Genomic DNA, 18,360 nt, shown 5'->3' with positions numbered 1-18,360 from the left:
GGGTGAATTTCACACTGAGCTTAAAGGCCAGAGTAAAAGACGCTGTGGCGCAGAAGGCAAAAGGCAGCGCCTCAGTGCGACCCAGCCGCCTGGGGAGCACGTTGTAAGAGGCAAGACAAAAGGCAGAAGGCTTTTCCAGATGCGCAAGCTCACGCTTTTGTGCCTTCTGCTTTCTGCCTTCTGCCTTCTGCTTTACATTCACAGGTCTAGATCCTCAGACCAGTCATTCCATTCAAACCATAAAAAAGCATTGCCGGTGAGCAACGGCACCCACTGGGCATCCCTTAAGGCTGCTACCTTCCGGTCCTGACCTGGTTCGAGAGCCAATGCTGCGTTGCGCCAGCAATGCGTCAGGTAGTTTATCACGCAAGGTCTGTGATGGCAAATGCACAAGGCCCTATGCTGGAGAGAGGTGAAACCACCATGACTCCCGCTCCACCTTTTGTGCTGCTCAGGGTGCTTCTGGTCCTGAGCCTGATCGCCATCCTGGGAGAAGCCCTCTGGATGGTGGAGGTGTCCTATCCTGCCTGGACTGCAAGCCTCTTGCTCCCCACCCTGTTTCTGGTCCTGCTGTTCCTGCGTCTGTTGATCATTCTGTGGATTGAAGTGATGGTTTCGGACGTTGAAAAACTGCTTAAAGTTCGGCTCTGGATGGGTTATGGCACTGCTGCCTTGCTGGTGGGATTTCTGGTGTGTGCTTATGCGCCAGGAATGGACACTGGTCTGGCAGCGACCTGTCAGGCCGTTGCCCTGCTGCAACTGTGGCTGCTCGGACCCCTGTACGCCTGGAAAAAAGCCCTGATCAATGGCTCAGATGCTTTCCCTGTCTTTCGTCGCAGAGCACTGTGGGCGGTTGGGGGAATGGCGGCCCTGTTTGCCCTTGCTGCTGTGTTCCTGTATTTCCTCCTCTGTGATATTTACAGAGGAGAAAGCACCCAGAGGATGCTTTATGGGGTGTTGCCTCTGATTCTGGGGCTGCTGGTGGTGTTGCTCGGTCTGGGACAGGTCTTCAGATGCATCTGGAAGCTTCCAACAAAATCCTCGCAGGATAAAGTCTCTGACGCATGCATCTAGATCATCCAGCGTAAGCTTGCGTGGGGGCTTGCAAGTTCCAGACTTTTCAAGTAATATTCTTTCTGCCCATCTGGGCATGTGTCGAGGCGTAGCGCAGCCTGGTAGCGCACTACCTTGGGGTGGTAGGGGTCGTGAGTTCAAATCTCGCCGCCTCGACCAGAATGAAGGAACCACCAGACTCCTTCGAGAACAGAGCAACTGCGGTTGCTCTGTTTTTTTGTGCCCTGTTTTTTGAATTCTGTTTTTGCTCAGTGAACGCGTGGGGCAAAATGCTGGTTGATCTCGTCTCCATCCTGGCGTTGTACGGCATCAAGCAGCCGCAGGCAACGGTTCCAGAACGCAGATGCTCCTTCCTGAATCAGGGTCTTCTCCTCTACCGGGCCATCACAGGTCTGGAAGAGGTGAGACACCATCGAGCACCCGATCTCATGGGTGGGCCGGATGTCCAGAATGTCGCGGATGCGCAGGCTTTTCAGTTCTCCCGTGCGGGTGACCACCAGGATGAAATCACGGGCTTGCGCGGCAATGCGCAGGTTGTGCTGTTGAACCAGGGTCATCATGTTGTGTCCTTGAGTTCAAACTAAGGCACCGCTCTGATGTGGCCCTGAAGGGGTGCTTTTGCAAAAAATAACAGGCGTTTTACATTTGAGGGTCTGGCTGACCTTTCTGGACTTTCAGGTTGCCTGCTTCCTGATCTCATCAACACTGCCTTGAGGGGTCTGGAGCCATTTTTTCGCAATTTCTGGATGATGAGATAAATTACAAATCTGTTACACTCATAACATTTGCTTGCCAGGCGAGAAATTTGACATCCCATTATCAAAGGGGCCTGAGAACACTTTCAGATGTTTTTCATATGCACCTCCTATCCTGTAAAAGACCGCTCAGGAGTGTGCGATCTTTCAATTGTTCCCGGATCACCTCCGGGGTTTTTTTATTCCTCGGCAGGTTGAATGTCCAGCCAGTGGGATGGACAGGGCCGCAGCAGTTCTGCAGGGTCTCCCCTTCCCTCCATCCAGTCTCTGGCGGCCTTCTGGCCCAGAATGACAGGCATGCGGTGGTGCACCTCATCCATCAGGGCATTGGGAGGGCAGGTCAGGATGGTGAAAGAATCCAGCGTTTCATCTTCGATGTAAGCACGGTCCCATAAACCTGCAAGGATCAGGGGACCGCCTGTGCTGCTGAGGATCTGGTGTTTCTCCCGGAACTTTTCAATCTTGCGCCACTCGTAAAACCCTGAAATCTGGATCAGGCAGCGTCTCCGCTGAAAACTGTCCCGGAAGGTGGGGAGTTCATGGGCCGTTTCCGAGCGTGCATTGTGGGTCTTTGAGCCGTATTTCTGGATGTCTGCAGGATGGGTGCACCAGTGCGGCACCAGGCCCCAGCGCATCAAGGCTGCTTCCAATTCATGTGGGTTCGCTGGATCTCTGCGGATGACTGGATAAAGGTCTCCCGGCACAATTTCGCGAGAATGGTCATACTTTGCGTGGTATTTGATGTTCCACACAAAATCAGGAGTACGGTTTCCCAGAAGGTGACCAGACATGCAGCCTCCAGAACCTCTTCTTTGATTGTGCGTCCAGCAAAACCAGAATGCAAAGAAGAAAGCCACCCTTCGCACGGGGTGGCCTCTTCTGATTCCTGGAGTAAGCGTGAAACGGAACAGTGTGTTGTGTCATCAGGTCAAAATCTGTGAAGCAGGTTTCATCAGGTGATGCAAATCAGTGTTTCAAGAGCCCTGGCGGCTTCCATTGGTCCCGACACCACCATTGGTGCCCTGACCACCCCCGATCCCCGTATTGGGACCGACGTTGCCACCTTTGGAGCCACCTTCACCACCACCACGGTGGTCTTTCTGAACTTTTCCGGTGACGCCCTGGGCGTTTTCCTGCTGCTTGAATTCTTTGTCGGTGTCATGATGCTCGTCAGGTTTATAATTGGGTTCACTCATGTCTATTTCTCCTTCCCGGATCTCGGCAATCCGTTCTAAGATTGACTCCATTATGCCCGCCTGTCCCTGATGACATTGTCAGAAATGATGTTTTGTTTTCCTCACAGTGCTAATAACCAACCAGATGAATTCCCATGTTCTTCATGTGTTTTCTCAGGCTTCAAATGATTTCAGCTGGGCATCATTTATAGACTGACCTCAGAAATGGTGATGGAACAGTCCAGCATCAGCTTTGATGGGCCCTTTCTGGTTCAACAGCAATCTTGAGAGCCTGCCCCTGCTGAAGGTGCAAAAACAAAAAGCCCCTGATCAGGGGCCAAAACAAAAAATTCGGCACTTGGCCGATTGATATTTATAGTGTATCCCAGTATGCACCATTCGTCAAGCTTATCCAGCCTGAACCTGCCCATGTCCTGAGATTCTCTCCTGGCCTTCCCTGTTCTCTGATGTGCTGCAAGGGCTTGACCTTCCCGTTGCGGAAGCCCTTACACTCCTCTTCAAAGGAGCGTGAACCATGGACGGGAACCACAACCTGTACGCCTATCTGTTTGTCAGAGGCATCCTGGAGATGCGAGAACCCCCCACCCCTGAGCAGGATGCCCAGCCCAGAATTCAAACACCGAAGTGGTGGCAAAGGCTGTGGAAGAAAGAACACAGAAACCAGCCCCAGCCAGAACCTTCCTCCAGGCCCCTCCACATCCAGGAGAGGTAAACCTTTCCTGAATGCTGAAAGCCAGATGGCTGACCCCTCACTCCTGTTCCCCGCAACACGACCTACACAGGGCTGTGCCATTCGACAGATTCTGTGCTCCGGTGCCACTGCTAAAATCTTTCTTGCTCTGAACGTATGCAGGGCACGAGCGAGGATGGTGGAATCCGGTAGACACGCTGGTCTCAGAAGCCAGAGCCGAAAGGTGTGGGGGTTCAAGTCCCCCTTCTCGCACCACATTGCCCAGGGCTGAGGACCGAGGGCCGAGAGCCAGGAAGGCAGAAGGCAGCAGGGTAAACGCCGAGGGCCCAGGGCCGAGAGCCGAGGGCAGAAAGCAAAGAGCCTCTTCATCTGCTGGCAGACCCAGAAACAAATCCTTTTTTCTCTTCCGTAGCTCAACTGGTAGAGCACCAGCCCAACCCTTTCCGGACACTTGCCTGCTGTTGTGGGCCGCAGGACAGGGGTTACCGTTAACTGAAGGTTGGAGGTTCAATTCCTCCCGGAAGAGCTTTTTCATTCATGATCTGGTGGCTCAGCTGGACAGAGCACACGGCTACGAACCGTGGGGTCGGGGGTTCGAATCCCTCCCAGATCACCAATTTCATCAGGCATCAAGACATTCACACATGCACCCATCGTCTAGCGGTCAGGACCACCAGCTTTCTCCTGGTGTACGGCAGTTCGAATCTGCCTGGGTGTAGTGCGACACGATGTCGCGTCATTAAAGTGAATTCGTGAAGGAGGTAAGAAACGGATTCTAGGTTAGTGTTCAAACCTATTCCCACTAATTGAGTGCGTCTCTGGTAACGGAGGGGTGCGAAGCAGATTAGAAAGCCCAAGATGGAATCTAATCACAGAGGAAGTCGGGCGAGGGAAAGACTGGAATGGTGAACGAAAGTGAATCTTCGTTGAGGCTCCGTTAGCGGGACCTGCCGAATGTGATTGATACGGTAGATGGGTCAAAGAACATGCACCTACACTCTGCATGACGAATCATTCCCTCAATGAGAATGACGGGAACACCAAGACCCCGGAGTAGAGAAGGCACCTTCCCCAGTCGCATCTTTATGACGTGGAACGTGATAACCCCGATAGCCCCCAGCAATGGTAGGAAATCCGTAAGGATGACCGACAGGTTAGCGGGAAAAGGATGTACCAAGAAGCGAACGCCATGTGAAAACACGCAAACAACCTGTGTTTGTGATGGCCGAAAGGCAACGGGAAGCAGAAGCCGTCAGGTGCTTGAACTGATAACCGATTGGATAGGGCCGCCCAGGCGGAGATACCCAACCTGAAAGGGTGCAGACGTGGTACAGGTAAATCTCCTGAAGACCCAAGTAAGAGTTGTTCACTGAGGGGCAGATAGATGCGATCAAACGCAATCGAAACCAAAGGGCAATCCGATTGGCTGACTACCGACTGGCAGACAGTAAATCGGAATGTTCGCAACTTGAGACGACGAATCTTCAGGGCCGAACAGGAAGGTAATCACCGCAAGGTGAAGAACCTACAGAAGTTGATGCTCCGCAGCCAATCTAACACGCTGCAAAGCGTTCGGAGGGTTACGGAAATCAATGCTGGCAAACAGACAGCGGGTGTGGATAAAGTGGTGGTTTCCACTGCTAAAGAAAAGGGCAAACTGGTAGACCTCCTTTCTACTGCTGAACCCTGGCGCGCCAAACCCGCTCGTAGGGTGTACATACCAAAGGCCAATGGGAAACAACGCCCTTTGGGGATTCCTACCGTCTTAGACCGATGCCTCCAGGCCAAAGTTAAAAACGCAATGGAACCTCAATGGGAAGCACGGTTTGAAGCCAGTAGCTACGGTTTCAGGCCGGGACGAAGCGCACATGATGCGATCACAGCCATTTATAACATCACCTCCAACTGGAGAGGACGTAAAAAATGGGTAGTGGACGCAGACATCAAAGGTGCCTTCGATAACATTAATCACGATTTTGTGCTGAACGCCATCAAAGACACACCCGGTCACGAGTTGGTCAAACAATGGCTTAAGGCTGGAGTCATGGAGAATGGGAAATTTCAGGACACTGAAGCGGGGACACCGCAAGGTGGAGTGATTTCACCCCTGTTGGCAAATATTGCATTGCACGGCATGGAATCTGCATTATCTATCAGGCGTAGTCCCGGTAGGGAAGCGGTTCTTGGCCCAAGGTCAGTAGTAAGGTATGCAGATGATTTTGTCGTGTTCTGTGAATCCCAGGAAGACGCAGAAACCAGTAAACAGATCCTGAGCAACTGGCTAGCGAAAAGGGGTCTGGAACTTTCTGAGGAAAAGACCCGGATTACGCACCTGAGCATTGGATTTGACTTCCTCGGCTTCAATGTTCGAGAATACCCGAGCAACCGAAGGAAGAAAGGATCAAGCGTACTTATCAAACCAAGCAAGAAAACGATTCTGCGAATTAAAGACAAGCTGCGAAAAATCTGGCTTGATATGGCTGGAAAAGACGCAGATGATGTCTGTATGAAGCTGAATCCCATCATGCGCGGTTGGGCAAATTACTTCCGAGTTGGTGTTTCCTCTGCTGCATTCAGTTATCTAGATCACTGGATGAATTACCGTGCAATTCGGTATGTCAACAGAACTCACCCAAATAAATCCACAAGTTGGCGTATGGCCAAATACTTTGGAAAACGCAACAAAAAGAGTAGCGATAAATGGGTCTTTGGACTCAAATACAGCCCTTACTTCTTGTTGCGGTTTGGTTGGATAGGCATCGAACGACATGTCATGGTTAAAGGTAGCGCGTCACCCGACAATGCCCAGCTCAAGGATTATTGGGCTATCAGGCAAAGAAAGGTGTCACAATTAAACCGCTTTCAGCAGCGGTTGGCTGCAACCCAAAACTATAAGTGTCCGGTGTGTGGGGATCGTCTCCTCAATGGGGAAGAACTCCACGAACATCACATGATTCTGGACAAGACTCTGAAGGAACGCAGTGACATGAAAAACATCCGATTAGTACACAAACTCTGTCACCAGCAAATCCACAGCAGTAGCAAACGGGATACCCCGCTCTCTGCGAGAAAACTTCTGATTGAGGCCCCGTGATTTGCTTGAGCCGGATGAGGTGAAAGTCTCACGTCCGGTTCTGAGGGGAGGGAGTGGAGGTAACTTCACTTCCTTACCCGACCCAGACTTGCCCCAACCCTGGTTGGGGTTTTATTCTTGGTGGCGTTCAATCAAAACAACATAAGCTTCCCGGGCGAGACGCTCCTGCATTGGATTTCCTCCCCACTGATGGGGTTGGTTGATCTGGTCCAGCCAGATCAGGGGTTGCGTGGCGGCAACTTCCAGAGCAGCCTGCACCTTGTGTTCCAGAGGCTCAGGAATCCAGGCCAGCAGGATGCCACTTGAAGGCTCATTCCCTGCGAGATACGCAAACCAGCTGTCCCAGGGAGGCAAATAATTGTTGTCAATCAATCCATCAGAGGCAGGAACCCCTTCTCCCATCGCAGTATCGGTTTCCTCACCCACACAGAGGATTCGTCCCCTGATCAGGCCATGCTCCGAGAGGGGCAACAGGTGATGACGTTTCTCAATCAGTCGCACAATTGCATCTGGATGCATTCGGGCATCATCCCATTCGTCAGGATAATTCTCTGGATGCAGAACCTCTGACCTCAAACAATTCTCCAGATGGGTCGCATGCGTGATATAGATGTGGTCCAGAACGTGAATCTCAATAATGTCTTTTTCTGTCGGGACAGCCAGATGTTCTGGTTTCAAATGCTGCGAACACCAGTGCTGGGCCTCCTGTAACGCCTGCACATGGGCCGACCATGGAATCTGCATGCTTCAAGATGCCATGAGAAAATGATCCTGGCAAGAAGGCATCCTGCAGGGTCATCACCTCAACGTTTCACGCCTCCAGCTGAAAAGAATGACTGACATGATTCAGAAGCCCTTATCCAGAAGGTTGCTTTTCCCCCGTCGGCACAGACCTTATGATGGTCTGGATGAAAAAGTTTGGTCTTGCTCTGGTTGTTCTAACGGTTTCTGTAAGCCATGCACAAAACACCCCCAATTTTTCCTGCCCAGAACCTGTCCAGAAGACCTGTACTCCAGTCCCTTACGCCCAGAAGCCCGTCGTTATCCTGCTGGAGTTCAGCAGATCACTGGAGAACACCATCGTTTGAATGCTGGTGGAAAGGGAGAAGTCCAGGCCAAAACAGTGGCTGTGGTGAATGCTGAGGGCCTGATCACTCAAGAGCAGAGCCTTTATCCAGAGGGGTCCAGAAGCATTGTCTGGTACACCTACAGTCCTGAGGGAAACCTGCTGAGCATGGCTGAAGATTTCCTTTTCCCGGGTGAAGTGCCCGATCCGAAGCAGCTTCCCAAACCTGAATTCACCCTGGTATGGGAACAGGGCAAGCCCATTCGAAAAGAACTGGGAGGTACCGGGATGATCAGCAGTGCCGAACACTACACCCATGAGGGAAGTGGACTCAAAACCCTGATTCGTGAAACCATCACCTTCAAAGATGTCATCAGCACCATCGACAAAGTCCTGATCAGCAGCACGCTGTCTCCACACAAAGCTGGAGGTTTTGTGGTGGTCAATCTTTATCAGGAGTTCAAACAGCAAAAGCCAGGACCTGTCCTGCCGCTTTCAGAGTGCCGTTACAGCAGTGAAGGCTGGCTGCTGAGCAAAGTCATCCAGCCCACTGCCGAACATGCAGGAGAGCGGCTGACCTACATTTACCCCAGGGTGTCTGAGGGGGTCTGGCTTGAGCGACAGGAACAGTACGAACTGTTCAACACGCAGGGTGTTTTGCGACGGTCTCCCATCAATGTGATTGTCCGCAACCTGATCAGAAACAGCACCCCTTGATTCTTCAGGGCCAAAGCCAGAAGTTCAGCTTTCGCCTCTTGAAAAAGCAACGCCATTCCCATGGAGAATCATGCCTGTTCCTGATCAGCCTTTGAGTGTTCTGCTGCGACCCGAGGAGATGCTCACCCTTCACCCGGAGGGCACCCTTCTCCATCATCCGGTGCAGGAAAATCGGATTTCCTCTTGCACCTCGTATGCCTTTGCCCTTCAGGAGGAGTGGCTGTACCTGATCTGCACCACCGACCATCTGACCAGCAGCACGGTGATTTCACAGGCACTGGGTCGGACCCCCCCCAGAAAGGTCACTGTGAAATTCACCCACACTCCTCTGGTTCTTGGTGTGCATCTGGGGGAGGTGACCTCTTTCTTTCCAGTGGCTGGGAGCGCTCTGCCAGATGCATTTTCCCCTCAGGAGTGGGAGATCACAGAACCCTTTCCTGATGTTGCGCCTGGAGCAGAAACAGCATCTCCTCAGGTTTCCGAGCAGGCGTTTGAGGGGCTGCGCCAGCTGCCACATGAAGCCAGGGCTGTCTTTCAGGACATGGCAGATCGGGCCACCTGGTCCCGGATTTGCCGGACAATAAACCTGCAGGCAGAAGATGCAGCTCTGCAAGCGTGGAAAGCACAGCTGCTCCAGTGGGCCAGAAGCAGAGGAACAGCCCAGGAACACCTGGAGGGCATGGCGAAACTCACCAATATCAAAGGATTTTCTGCTGCCCTGAACCAGCCTGCCCTGACCCACTACGATCTGGAGGGTTTGCTGGAACAGATGGAACTTCGTGCCCTCTCAGACCTTCAGAAGCCTGCAGCTCTGGCAGAACTCGACGCCCTGATTCTCCCAGGGGCTCCTGCTGAGCATCTTGGGGCTCTGCGAACAAAAGCCAGCCGCATCCTGCATTACCAGCGGCACCGGATGGTTCTGGGCGTTGAGGAAGCTGCAAAACAGGCAGCAGAGCAATAAGGGGTCAAAACAAAAAATTCGCCTCTGTGGGCGACTGCTATGAATATTGTATACCGATATGCATTCTCTTGTCCCAACCCCGTGCTTGCTTTCGCGGCCTTCTTGCTCTGACTGTGCTCTTACTGGGAGGCCCGCTTCTTGACACAAAGATGTGCTTGCGGGGCGGCCTTCTTGCTCTGACTACGGGCTTGCGGGGCGGCCCGCTTCGCCCTGAGCGCCGCGTCGCACTGGGCGCCATTCGTCAGGGTGATCCGGGCCATCCCTCAGGCAGATCCCTGAGTTGCATCTGGCACGATTTTCTGTCACAGTCGTTTTTACCGACTCCAAAATTAAACCTGATCCACTTTTGAGGTGAAACATGCACAGATTCACTCTCCTGGTGGGACTCGCACTCCTTGCAGCCTCCTGCAGCACGCGTGTCCCGGAAGTTGCCATCTCTTCTGGCCAGACCCTTCAGACACCCACACCACCAGAACCTGTGGCCCCAATGGAAATCACACCCCTGGACCATCTGCTGCCCGAAGGGCAGTGGCAAAAGCAGGCAGCTTCTACGGTTCCTGTGGTGCTGGTGCATGGCCTGTTCGGATTCGGACGGGATGAAGGGCTGGGGTTTCATTACTGGGGCGGCTTCACCGACCTTCAGGATGTGCTTCGAAAACAGGGTGTGCCCACTTACACCGCTTCGATGGGGCCTGTCAGCAGCAACTGGGACCGTGCCGTGGAACTGTATTACCAGATCAAAGGGGGCTGTGCGGACTACGGAGAGGACCATGCCAGAACCCACGGACATGCCCGCTTCGTGACCGGGAAGTGCTACTCTGGTTTTTATCCTCAGTGGGACGCACAGCATCCGGTGCACTTGATCGGGCACAGCATGGGAGGGACCACCGCCCTGACCCTCGTGCAGATGCTGGAACAGGGCTTTTTTGGCGGTGCCAGGCCAGGGTGGGTGAAAAGTGCCACCACCATTGCCAGTCCCAACAATGGGTCCAGTGCCGCCCATGTGCTGCTGGGCTTCCTCCCAAAACTCAAAGAGATGGTGCTTGCCATCGGAGCCCTGGCAGGCAGTGTAGACGCCTTCAAAACCCTGTACGACTTCGATCTGGAGCAGTGGGGCATCCGTCGCCAGCCTGGAGAGAGCTTCGAGTCCTACTGGAACAGGGTGACAGGCAGCAAAGCCTGGAGCAGCAACGACATCAGTTCCCATGATCTTTCTCCAGAAGGGGCCGCAGCCATGCGAAGCTGGGTGAAAGTCTCTCCCGGCACCTATTACTTTTCGTACAGTGCCAATGCCACCAGCAAAGGATTGATCTCAGGGTGGGCCTATCCCAAAGTGACCATGAATCCAGTCCTGATGCCTGTCGCTTACCCTCATGTGTGGCCGCTCAAACCAGGGGTTGGCAACTACACCCATGCCAGTCTGGGCATCGACAAAAACTGGTGGCCCAATGATGGTCTGGTCAACACCATCAACATGGATGCACCAGAAGGCACCCCCACCTTTGCCTTTGATGCTGCCCACCTGCAGAAAGGCCGCTGGTACCACGTGGGTCTGCTGAATGGCTACGACCACATCGATGTCATCGGGATCACCACCTTCAGGGATGTGCGGCCCCTGTACGTGAACCATGTGGGGATGCTGCAAGGCCTTCCCTGAATCACACAGGAACAACAAAAACCAGACCCTGCTCTGGTTCTTGCATTTTCCCGGAGCCATTCACGTTGATCCAAAAATCAACACCACCATGCCATGAGCCTCCTGCCATTCTCAAAACACCACATTGGGTACAGCACCAGGGTGCATCCAGCAACAACACAGGTGACCAGTGACGGTCCCAGCACCCAGGGACTGACCGGTCTGCGCATGAGCCATTGGATCACACAGGCCAGCAATCCCACCAATGCCAGGAAAATCAGCGGAGCAGCGAAAATGGGCAGCAGTGGAGAAATGAAGATCAACTGGTAGGCAACAAAAGTGAAAAAAACTGTCAGGAGGAGTGCCCAGATGGGCCCGACTTTGCGGAAACCCAGCGCAGCCAGCAGCAGAAAAGGATACGACAACACTGGCAAATGCCACTCAGCCATATGGAGTCTCCTTCCGTTCAAATCGAAACCAGGCTCGTGCCGCAGAAATCTGGGCTGACCTGATCTCCTCCCCAAATGCTTCTTTCCATCCTGAGGGTGCAAACTTCCTCATCTGATTGCATGTCGCAGCAGCATTTGACGGGCCGAAATCCAGACCATCCACACCACAGCACAGGTCAGCAGAAAAGCGCCACTGTGAAACCAGGGGAGAAGCAGCAGGTTGGTCAAACCCAGACCTGCACCCAGAGGACCCAGCAACCACACCAGGCCACCCCAGATCCAGACCAGCATTTTCCAAAACCAGCGAATCAGGGTGACAATCACTTCGAGCAGAAACACCAGAAATTCAATCAATTCAACCATGTCTAAAATACGGGACCTCAAGCTTCCAGGTTTCCTTTTTGCAACAAAACATCCCAGAAAAATGCTCTGGGATGATCAAAATCTGGTCGAACTGGCGGGATTTGAACCCGCAACCAGCCACTTATAAGATGGCCGCTCTCACCGTTGAGCTACAGTTCGGTAGCCAAAGGGAGCAACACTGAACCACCCGACATTTCGGGAGGGGGTTCAGTGGGTTGCAGGTATTCGTCTCTGCATGTGAGACCAGTGTAGCAGGAAAAGAGGCTTACAGCTGGGTGCGCACGAAATTCATCAGGTCTCTGACGGTCTGGGGATCAAAGCGAAAATTCAGGCCAGCTTTTTCATACAGCTGTGGGACGGAAATGGAATTGCCTGCTTCGATGGCATCAAAGTACTGCTGCAGGGTCCTGTCGGGGTCCCGCTGCTGGTTTTGCCACATCTGCAGGGCACCCAGACCACAGAAGGCGTACTCGATGTAATAAAAGGGAACATAGAAAACATGGAAGTACTGCCAGACCTTGCCCCTGTCTGCCTCAAAGCCCTCCCAGTCCGGCAGCGGCTGGAATTGCGCAAGCAACTCGGTGCATTTCTGGTCCAGCATGTCAATGGTGACCTCTTGTGGTGCCTCTGCATAGACCCAGTGCTGGAAGGCATCCAGAAAGCACATCCAGGGCAGGCCATGCAAACTGCGGCTGGTGGTTTCCTGGCGGACCCGCTCAAGTTCCTGAGGGCTGTAGAACACCCCCAGGTGATCCAGGGTCAGGAATTCCATGGCCATCGAGGGAATCTCGACAAACTCGGTGGAGGCCCGGTGGTTCCAGGGGAAACGCTGGGTGCGCATGGTGGTGTGCCGGTGGAAGGCATGGCCTGACTCGTGGACGGTGGTGATCACGTCATTGACGGTTCCCACCACACTCTGGAACAGGAAAGGCAGCTTTCGGACGGGCAGGGCCGTGCAGTACGCCTGAGACATCTTGTTCTCGCGGGTTCCGAGGTCCATGGCCTGCGCTTCACGGAGGGTCCTGAAGATCTCTCCCAGCCTGGGATGCAGGTTGAAGAAGACCTGCTGCGCTTTCTCCTCCAGTTCCTCCGTGGTTTCAAAAGGCTTTAAGGGAGGGCGGTTTTGCGGGTCCAGCTGGGCCGACCACACAAAGTCCCACGGTTTCAGAACCTCCAGACCCAGCCCTTTGCGGTGCTGTTCCAGCAGTTCTGTGGTGAGGGGAACCACCTCCTGCAAGATGGTCTGGTGGAATTGAAAGCAGTCTTCGGGCGTGTAATCAAAGCGGTGGTAGCTGTCCCACATGTAATCCCGGAAGCTGGCATACCCGGCGTTTCTGGCCAGTTCACGGCGCAGTTTCAGCATCTTCAAGAACAGGTCGTCCAGTTGGGGCGCAGCATCCATGCGGGTTTTCTGCAGGGCACGCCAGGCCTCTTCCCGCAAGTCCCGATCCGGTGACATCAGGAAAGGAAGGATTCTGCGCATGGGCAGGTCCTCACCCTTGAAGTGCACGCGCAGGCTGCCATTCAGTCGGGCATACTCCTGCTCCAGATCGGACAGTTGCTGCTGCACAGGAAGGTTCTCCTCACAGAACACCCGCTGGTCGGCCTGAAACCGCAGCAGCATGCGCACAGCATCTTCAGGAAGGTCGCTGTGGTCCAGCCCCAGCAGTTTCTCTTTCAGGGCAGCACTGGCCCTTTCCCGATGCGGCTGGATCTCACTGATGTAGGCAAGGTGGCTGGCCTCTGCAGCCTGATCTGCCGTGTTGAGGTGGGTGATCAGCTGCCGGATGGTGCGGATTTCATCCAGTTCGCTCTCCAGCCTTCCCCAGTCCACCAGAAACTGGGTGATGTCCTGGGCCGCAACCTCGCGGTCCAGCAATTCCTGGTAACGGGGCTGGTACATGTCCCATGTGATGTGCATGTCTTGCAGCAATGGATTGGCAATGGTTTTCATGTCCCCAATTCTACATGGGTCCGGGCAGACACCGTCCAGCCCTGCTGCCCCCTCTGCAGCAAAAATCCTCCTGCAAGGAATCAGGAGGACCAAAACAAAAAAATCGCCCAACGGCGACTGATATAAACAGTGTATGCCGTTATGCATTATTCGTCAAGTCTATCCGGGGCATGTTTTGGCGCGGAGGTGGACATCACCAGCAAAGGATGGCTGAAATGCTTGCCATTTCGCTTGAGGGTCACCAGCTGGTCACGTTCCACCCATTTCCTGAGGGTGCTGACCTTCACATCCAGCAGCCCACTCAGGTCTGACAGAGGCATCAGGGGTTCTTTTGCTTCCACAGCCAGAGCCAACAGCGTGTGCAGTTGAGGGGTCAGGGCCTGGGCAAACAACTCCACCAGGGGTTCCCAGTTGCCCAGATCCAGAGCCTGCAAAATGCTTTGCTTTGACGGCACAGGGAAACCATCATGAAAGCCCACATCTGCAGATTCCAGAGCATGGTAATAAGTGTCTCTTGCTTCCTGCTCAGTCCCTTTGATGATCAAAGGGGGCAAACCTTTAGAAACGGCCAGATAATTCAAAATGATTCTTCCAGTTCGACCATTGCCATCCCTGAACGGATGGATGCTCTCAAACAGGGCATGTGATCTGGCAAGGGCCAGCAGCAAAGGCTCCTGCTCCAGCAGGTGTCTGGTGACCTGCACAAAAGCCCTGACATGTTCCTCAACATCAAACTCTGGAGGCTTGACCCTGGCACCCAGAATGGTGATCCTGCCCTGCCTGAACTGGCCTCGATCCTGGGTCAGCTCCCGAAACAGTTCGCTGTGAATGTGGCGAATGGTGGCCAGATCCAGACGCAAATCCTGCTCCTGGTGGTACTGGAGGCCCAGATCGTACATGCTCTGGGCAATCCTGAAGTAATTCAGGATCTCAGGACCTGTTTTTTTGCCTGAAAGGATCAGCTTCAACTCCTGCTCTGTCGCAAAGTAACCTTCAATGGACAGGCTGTGACGGGTCTCCTCCTGAAGCATGTAAAGCCACTCGTTGTTGTGTACAACGGTGTCCGGCACACCCCCAAGTTGCTCCAGCCTGTCGCTGAGCTTCTGGATGTTGTCACAGTGCTTTTGAATCGATTCTTGCATTTTCCTCACCAGAGCAGGGTTTTCCCTCTGTCACACTTTAAGGCAAAAAGGCCAAACGTGACAAGCTCAGGGCGTGTCTTGCACAGGCCAGGATTCCCAGCATGTCACATCTCCAACCACCTCCTCTATCATGAGACACAGCAAAATTCTTCCTCCAGAACAAAGTTCAGCCCTTTTCCTCCACTTTGCAGTCTATGGTGAAGTGCCAGGCTTTGTCACGCTGCGTTTTTAGGATTTTCCATTTTTTATTGACCAGAACAATATTTTTCCAACGTCACGCTTTAAAGCAAAAATGCCAAATGTGACAACAGAGAGGCCAAACTGCTGAGCTTTCCCGTAGGCCCATCTGCAGATGCCAGCCCAGAGGCCACTCCCTAAACTCTGACCATGAACACATATGAAATCAGGGCCATTTACAACGAAAACACCATCAGGGTCTATCAGGCGTACAGTCCAGAAATTGCTTTGCCTGCACTGGAGGCAGGTCGTTTTGTTCCCCCCTTCAAGATGGAACGCATGACCTGGATCAAACCGTCTTTCAACTGGATGATGTACCGGTCTGGTTTTGGCAGCAAAGCAGGCCAGGAAGTGGTGCTGGGCATCGACATCACCAGAGCAGGGTTTGAATGGGCTCTTCAGCATGCTGCCCTCTCCCATTTCATCCCTGAGGTGCATGGGAGCGAGGAAGCCTGGAAAGCCCAGGTGTCCAGCAGTCCTGTGCGCATCCAGTGGGACCCTGAACGGGATTGCCGCCTGAATCCGATTGCTGGAGTGCGGTCTTTGCAGATGGGCCTGTCCAGGGAAGCAGTTCAGCTTTACGTTCAAGAGTGGATTATGGGCATCGAAGATGTGACCCCTGTGGCCCACCTGCTGGCAGAAGCCAGAGACTGCAAGAAAGGCGGGGGGGGCTGGCCCCATGAGCAGGAGCGGGTTTATCCTCTGTCTGAGGAGTTGCAGAGCAAACTGGGGTTGGCAGGGGCTGGAGATCAGAAAGAGGAGTACAATGGCGACTGACATTCATTTTCTGGTGCAAATTCAGAATGCTCAAGGATGGGAAATCATCTGGAAACTTGTTCCCAGAGAAGCCTATCTGAACGTCAGCATGGCAGGCTCGATGGGTGAACTCGGAGAGTGGATCTGTGAGCCTTTTTATGACACCAGAAACTATGACCTGTTCAACATGCTGGCTCATGTCAGGCAGGAAAATTATGAACTGCTGGTGGAACCAAGAGGAATACCACAGGATCTGCACTGGGCTGAACCCGATTTTCTGCAAGTTCAGTATCCTGAAGGCTGTACCAACAGGTGGGGCGAAAGAGAAGGCTTCCTGATCGGAGAACACACCTTCAGCTGGGTCACCCTTCAGGAATTGATTGAATATTTTGAGTTTTACCCTGAGTATCAGGAACCAGCAGCAGACTTTTACAGTGAGGTCATTCCAGAGCTGATCACTGTTGCCAGCAAACATGATCTGACGTACGACCAGTTGCGCTGTGTGTTCGGGTTTGATTCATGACCTGCTGTTATTGGAGCCACCCATGAGCACCTACATGCACATCATTTTCGAGAACCAGAAAATCCATGTCGTCCTGCCTATCCAGCAGGCAAATGCGCTGGCCTGGAGCTTCATCACCTGCCTGAGCCACCAAATCACGGATCAGGCTGAGCAGGTTCTGGGAGTGGGGCAGAAAGCGGCCACTGATCTGGTCCTGCACTTCAGGGATCAGATCCAGAAGCATGGTGAAGTGACCCTGGATCTACAGTCTTTCCAGGTCTTGCAGAAATTGGTGCATCAAGTTCATCAGCGCAAGATCGAGAGAGACGAAATTGCCCCTCCAGTGCTGGAAAGTCTCGCTGGTTTTGATGCTTCCAGTGAGGTCTTATTCAGTGTGGATCTGGTTCGGGAGAGTTTGGACGAGGTGCAGAAGCCCACTTTTGATGTTCTGAAAAGGGCTTTTCCTGATGGATTGACCCCAGAGCAGGAAATCCATCTGGTCGCATTGCTGGATGAGGACGATTTTTCTCAACGATCTATTGGAAGCTACCTATCAGCTTTGAGAGGACAATTTACTTTTGGGAATTACATCCAGGCCACCCATGATGCCGTGGGGATCATCATTGACCATGCGTGGACTCAGGAGGATGTTGAGCGGATGCGAGATCGGGTAAATAGGGTAGGGTACTCGTAATTAAACTAATGAGGTCAGTCTATTGGAATAAATAGAAAAATATAACAGGTGGCTAGAACCTAGCCACCTGTTATATCGATTAAGTGCACCAACTACTAGATGTTGAATTTGGGAGCGATTATCTTCTTCTGTGAGCTCTAGACCTCGGAAGCTGTCTTTCTTCCTCAGTCTCAAAAAATTTCTTTATAGATCGAATCGCACCCTTAAGTCCAGGACTGAAAGCTTCTATTGATTGAATAGCGACACCCAAAGTGCCTCTGTATTTGGTAGTTAAACGGTTTTTAATATCATCAGCTGATTCTTTAATTGTTTCACTAAACTTATCTACTTCAATTTGTGATTTTTGATTTATACTTGGCACGAAAAACGAAAGTAGTAATGTAAGCAAGAGAATACCATTAAGCTCACACATCATAAATATACTACCACCTTGCCAGTATTCTGGTTTATGCTTCAACTCATCAACAAAGTTGAAACACATAGCATTAAATGCATATATCAGTGAATTATATACATTTGCTACTCCGTCAAAATAATTGTTGTTTAATTTGTAACACAGCATAACAGAAAGAATCAAAAAGATTAGCGTTCTGATCAACATGCTAAAGAAATAATATATATTGTAAGCAAAACTAAGCAAGTTATGATCTAATGCTAAAAGATTCCTGTTTATTCCCAGTAGAACAAAATAAGAATACACCAACATAGCATTCTTTGAGGTATTAGGATTAGGATCATCAAGAGTTGAGATGATACTTTCAATATAAATCTTGATCTGTATTCTGTTCATACCCAAAATTTTAGTCTTTTTAAAAATACTAGCCGCAGAATCATAGTAGAACCAAAATACCATAAATATACAAAGAAATATACCAATATACACACCATTATTATTAGAAACATTTTTATATATGTAGATAATTAGAAAGAATATGGAAATTCGACCCAGGATTTTTTTGTAATCGCCAATAAGATTAACCAAGCTAGAAATATACAGCAAAGCCCATATAGATCCTTTTTTGCTGTATATTTTCTTAGAAACATCCCAAGCAACTATTTTCATGGGCAATGAG

General features: G+C 52.0%; 18 protein-coding genes, 6 tRNA genes and 1 other RNA gene. 15 read left to right on the top strand and 10 right to left on the bottom strand.

Features of this window, described 5'->3' with window-relative positions:
* Nucleotides 1-247: 247 nt before the first annotated feature.
* Nucleotides 248-346: signal recognition particle sRNA small type (gene ffs, locus DC3_RS16555), an RNA gene on the bottom strand.
* 77 nt (nt 347-423) lie between these two features.
* On the opposite strand from ffs, the gene DC3_RS16550 reads away from it, so the two are divergent.
* Nucleotides 424-1,074: a hypothetical protein gene (locus tag DC3_RS16550; protein ID WP_146886226.1), complete on the top strand. Its 651-nt coding sequence runs from the start codon at nt 424-426 to the stop codon at nt 1,072-1,074.
* 82 nt (nt 1,075-1,156) lie between these two features.
* A tRNA-Pro gene (locus tag DC3_RS16545) sits at nt 1,157-1,233 on the top strand.
* Between the two features lie 89 nt (nt 1,234-1,322).
* Here DC3_RS16545 and DC3_RS16540 read toward each other — a convergent pair.
* The 3 genes from DC3_RS16540 to DC3_RS16530 all read right to left on the bottom strand — a co-directional run bounded on the left by DC3_RS16540 (nt 1,323) and on the right by DC3_RS16530 (nt 3,025).
* A complete protein-coding gene (locus tag DC3_RS16540; protein WP_146886224.1) occupies nt 1,323-1,634 on the bottom strand; it encodes a hypothetical protein in 312 nt (103 codons plus the stop codon).
* Nucleotides 1,635-2,008: 374 nt separating this feature from the next.
* Nucleotides 2,009-2,620 (bottom strand): SOS response-associated peptidase, encoded by a 612-nt coding sequence (locus DC3_RS16535; protein ID WP_146886223.1) that lies wholly within the window; start codon nt 2,618-2,620, stop codon nt 2,009-2,011.
* A gap of 183 nt (nt 2,621-2,803) precedes the next feature.
* Nucleotides 2,804-3,025 carry a hypothetical protein gene (locus tag DC3_RS16530; protein ID WP_146886221.1) on the bottom strand — a complete coding sequence of 74 codons (222 nt, stop codon included), beginning with the start codon at nt 3,023-3,025 and terminating at the stop codon, nt 2,804-2,806.
* Nucleotides 3,026-3,539: 514 nt separating this feature from the next.
* Between DC3_RS16530 and DC3_RS16525 the strand changes: the two genes are divergently transcribed.
* The 6 genes from DC3_RS16525 to ltrA all read left to right on the top strand — a co-directional run bounded on the left by DC3_RS16525 (nt 3,540) and on the right by ltrA (nt 6,810).
* The gene (locus DC3_RS16525) at nt 3,540-3,737 is read left to right on the top strand and encodes a hypothetical protein (protein WP_146886219.1); all 198 of its coding nucleotides are present in this window, start codon (nt 3,540-3,542) and stop codon (nt 3,735-3,737) included.
* A gap of 148 nt (nt 3,738-3,885) precedes the next feature.
* Nucleotides 3,886-3,971, top strand: a tRNA-Leu gene (locus tag DC3_RS16520).
* 147 nt (nt 3,972-4,118) lie between these two features.
* Nucleotides 4,119-4,242, top strand: a tRNA-OTHER gene (locus DC3_RS29220).
* A 13-nt stretch (nt 4,243-4,255) separates the two neighbouring features.
* Nucleotides 4,256-4,332 (top strand) — tRNA-Arg (locus DC3_RS16515).
* A 30-nt stretch (nt 4,333-4,362) separates the two neighbouring features.
* Nucleotides 4,363-4,434: transfer RNA gene (locus DC3_RS29215), tRNA-Glu, on the top strand.
* Nucleotides 4,435-5,100: 666 nt separating this feature from the next.
* Entirely contained in the window at nt 5,101-6,810 is a 1,710-nt protein-coding gene (gene ltrA, locus DC3_RS16510; RefSeq protein WP_146886217.1) for a group II intron reverse transcriptase/maturase, read from the top strand.
* Nucleotides 6,811-6,921: 111 nt separating this feature from the next.
* Here ltrA and DC3_RS16505 read toward each other — a convergent pair whose 3' ends face one another.
* Nucleotides 6,922-7,329, bottom strand: coding sequence for a hypothetical protein (locus DC3_RS16505; protein ID WP_146886215.1), 408 nt, complete (start codon nt 7,327-7,329; stop codon nt 6,922-6,924).
* A 565-nt stretch (nt 7,330-7,894) separates the two neighbouring features.
* Between DC3_RS16505 and DC3_RS16500 the strand changes: the two genes are divergently transcribed.
* From DC3_RS16500 to DC3_RS16485, 4 genes are all read left to right on the top strand, one after another.
* Entirely contained in the window at nt 7,895-8,593 is a 699-nt protein-coding gene (locus DC3_RS16500; RefSeq protein ID WP_146886213.1) for a hypothetical protein, read from the top strand.
* Between the two features lie 70 nt (nt 8,594-8,663).
* Complete coding sequence (locus tag DC3_RS16495; protein ID WP_146886212.1) at nt 8,664-9,554, top strand: hypothetical protein; 891 nt, start codon at nt 8,664-8,666, stop codon at nt 9,552-9,554.
* A 358-nt stretch (nt 9,555-9,912) separates the two neighbouring features.
* The gene (locus DC3_RS16490; RefSeq protein ID WP_146886210.1) at nt 9,913-11,211 is read left to right on the top strand and encodes an esterase/lipase family protein; all 1,299 of its coding nucleotides are present in this window, start codon (nt 9,913-9,915) and stop codon (nt 11,209-11,211) included.
* Nucleotides 11,212-11,304: 93 nt separating this feature from the next.
* A complete protein-coding gene (locus DC3_RS16485) occupies nt 11,305-11,520 on the top strand; it encodes a hypothetical protein (protein WP_146886208.1) in 216 nt (71 codons plus the stop codon).
* A 227-nt stretch (nt 11,521-11,747) separates the two neighbouring features.
* On the opposite strand, the gene DC3_RS16480 is transcribed toward DC3_RS16485, so the two are convergent.
* The 4 genes from DC3_RS16480 to DC3_RS16465 all read right to left on the bottom strand — a co-directional run bounded on the left by DC3_RS16480 (nt 11,748) and on the right by DC3_RS16465 (nt 15,098).
* Nucleotides 11,748-12,002, bottom strand: coding sequence for a hypothetical protein (locus DC3_RS16480; RefSeq protein WP_146886206.1), 255 nt, complete (start codon nt 12,000-12,002; stop codon nt 11,748-11,750).
* An 83-nt stretch (nt 12,003-12,085) separates the two neighbouring features.
* A tRNA-Ile gene (locus DC3_RS16475) sits at nt 12,086-12,161 on the bottom strand.
* Nucleotides 12,162-12,267: 106 nt separating this feature from the next.
* Complete coding sequence (locus tag DC3_RS16470; protein WP_186816083.1) at nt 12,268-13,956, bottom strand: M3 family oligoendopeptidase; 1,689 nt, start codon at nt 13,954-13,956, stop codon at nt 12,268-12,270.
* 146 nt (nt 13,957-14,102) lie between these two features.
* On the bottom strand, nt 14,103-15,098 hold the full coding sequence (locus DC3_RS16465) for a Fic family protein (RefSeq protein WP_146886202.1): 996 nt from the start codon (nt 15,096-15,098) through the stop codon (nt 14,103-14,105).
* Nucleotides 15,099-15,485: 387 nt separating this feature from the next.
* Between DC3_RS16465 and DC3_RS16460 the strand changes: the two genes are divergently transcribed.
* Genes DC3_RS16460 through DC3_RS16450 form a run of 3 tightly spaced genes read left to right on the top strand, consistent with a single transcriptional unit; the run spans nt 15,486 to nt 17,287 of the window.
* Nucleotides 15,486-16,112: a DUF4291 domain-containing protein gene (locus tag DC3_RS16460; protein WP_146886200.1), complete on the top strand. Its 627-nt coding sequence runs from the start codon at nt 15,486-15,488 to the stop codon at nt 16,110-16,112.
* On the top strand, nt 16,102-16,614 hold the full coding sequence (locus tag DC3_RS16455) for a hypothetical protein (RefSeq protein WP_146886198.1): 513 nt from the start codon (nt 16,102-16,104) through the stop codon (nt 16,612-16,614). Before DC3_RS16460 ends, DC3_RS16455 begins: the two co-directional genes overlap by 11 nt.
* A gap of 22 nt (nt 16,615-16,636) precedes the next feature.
* Entirely contained in the window at nt 16,637-17,287 is a 651-nt protein-coding gene (locus DC3_RS16450) for a hypothetical protein (RefSeq protein WP_146886196.1), read from the top strand.
* Between the two features lie 118 nt (nt 17,288-17,405).
* Here DC3_RS16450 and DC3_RS16445 read toward each other — a convergent pair whose 3' ends face one another.
* Nucleotides 17,406-18,350: a hypothetical protein gene (locus DC3_RS16445; protein ID WP_146886195.1), complete on the bottom strand. Its 945-nt coding sequence runs from the start codon at nt 18,348-18,350 to the stop codon at nt 17,406-17,408.
* Between the last annotated feature and the right edge of the window lie 10 nt (nt 18,351-18,360).

The organism is Deinococcus cellulosilyticus NBRC 106333 = KACC 11606 (assembly GCF_007990775.1).
GTDB classification, from domain to species: Bacteria; Deinococcota; Deinococci; order Deinococcales; family Deinococcaceae; genus Deinococcus_C; species Deinococcus_C cellulosilyticus.
The sequence above is the reverse complement of the archived record's forward strand: the minus strand, read 5'-3'. Positions and strand labels throughout refer to the sequence as shown.

Coding starts and splice junctions, on each gene's coding strand:
- DC3_RS16495 (WP_146886212.1), top strand. CDS start 8,664: ATGCCTGTTCCTGATCAGCCTTTGAGTGTTCTGCTGCGACCCGAGGAG.
- DC3_RS16550 (WP_146886226.1), top strand. CDS start 424: ATGACTCCCGCTCCACCTTTTGTGCTGCTCAGGGTGCTTCTGGTCCTG.
- DC3_RS16505 (WP_146886215.1), bottom strand. CDS start 7,329: ATGCATCCAGATGCAATTGTGCGACTGATTGAGAAACGTCATCACCTG.
- DC3_RS16530 (WP_146886221.1), bottom strand. CDS start 3,025: ATGAGTGAACCCAATTATAAACCTGACGAGCATCATGACACCGACAAA.
- DC3_RS16450 (WP_146886196.1), top strand. CDS start 16,637: ATGAGCACCTACATGCACATCATTTTCGAGAACCAGAAAATCCATGTC.
- DC3_RS16535 (WP_146886223.1), bottom strand. CDS start 2,620: ATGTCTGGTCACCTTCTGGGAAACCGTACTCCTGATTTTGTGTGGAAC.
- ltrA (WP_146886217.1), top strand. CDS start 5,101: ATGCGATCAAACGCAATCGAAACCAAAGGGCAATCCGATTGGCTGACT.
- DC3_RS16455 (WP_146886198.1), top strand. CDS start 16,102: ATGGCGACTGACATTCATTTTCTGGTGCAAATTCAGAATGCTCAAGGA.
- DC3_RS16485 (WP_146886208.1), top strand. CDS start 11,305: ATGAGCCTCCTGCCATTCTCAAAACACCACATTGGGTACAGCACCAGG.
- DC3_RS16465 (WP_146886202.1), bottom strand. CDS start 15,098: ATGCAAGAATCGATTCAAAAGCACTGTGACAACATCCAGAAGCTCAGC.
- DC3_RS16445 (WP_146886195.1), bottom strand. CDS start 18,350: ATGAAAATAGTTGCTTGGGATGTTTCTAAGAAAATATACAGCAAAAAA.
- DC3_RS16525 (WP_146886219.1), top strand. CDS start 3,540: ATGGACGGGAACCACAACCTGTACGCCTATCTGTTTGTCAGAGGCATC.
- DC3_RS16490 (WP_146886210.1), top strand. CDS start 9,913: ATGCACAGATTCACTCTCCTGGTGGGACTCGCACTCCTTGCAGCCTCC.
- DC3_RS16470 (WP_186816083.1), bottom strand. CDS start 13,956: ATGAAAACCATTGCCAATCCATTGCTGCAAGACATGCACATCACATGG.
- DC3_RS16540 (WP_146886224.1), bottom strand. CDS start 1,634: ATGATGACCCTGGTTCAACAGCACAACCTGCGCATTGCCGCGCAAGCC.
- DC3_RS16460 (WP_146886200.1), top strand. CDS start 15,486: ATGAACACATATGAAATCAGGGCCATTTACAACGAAAACACCATCAGG.
- DC3_RS16480 (WP_146886206.1), bottom strand. CDS start 12,002: ATGGTTGAATTGATTGAATTTCTGGTGTTTCTGCTCGAAGTGATTGTC.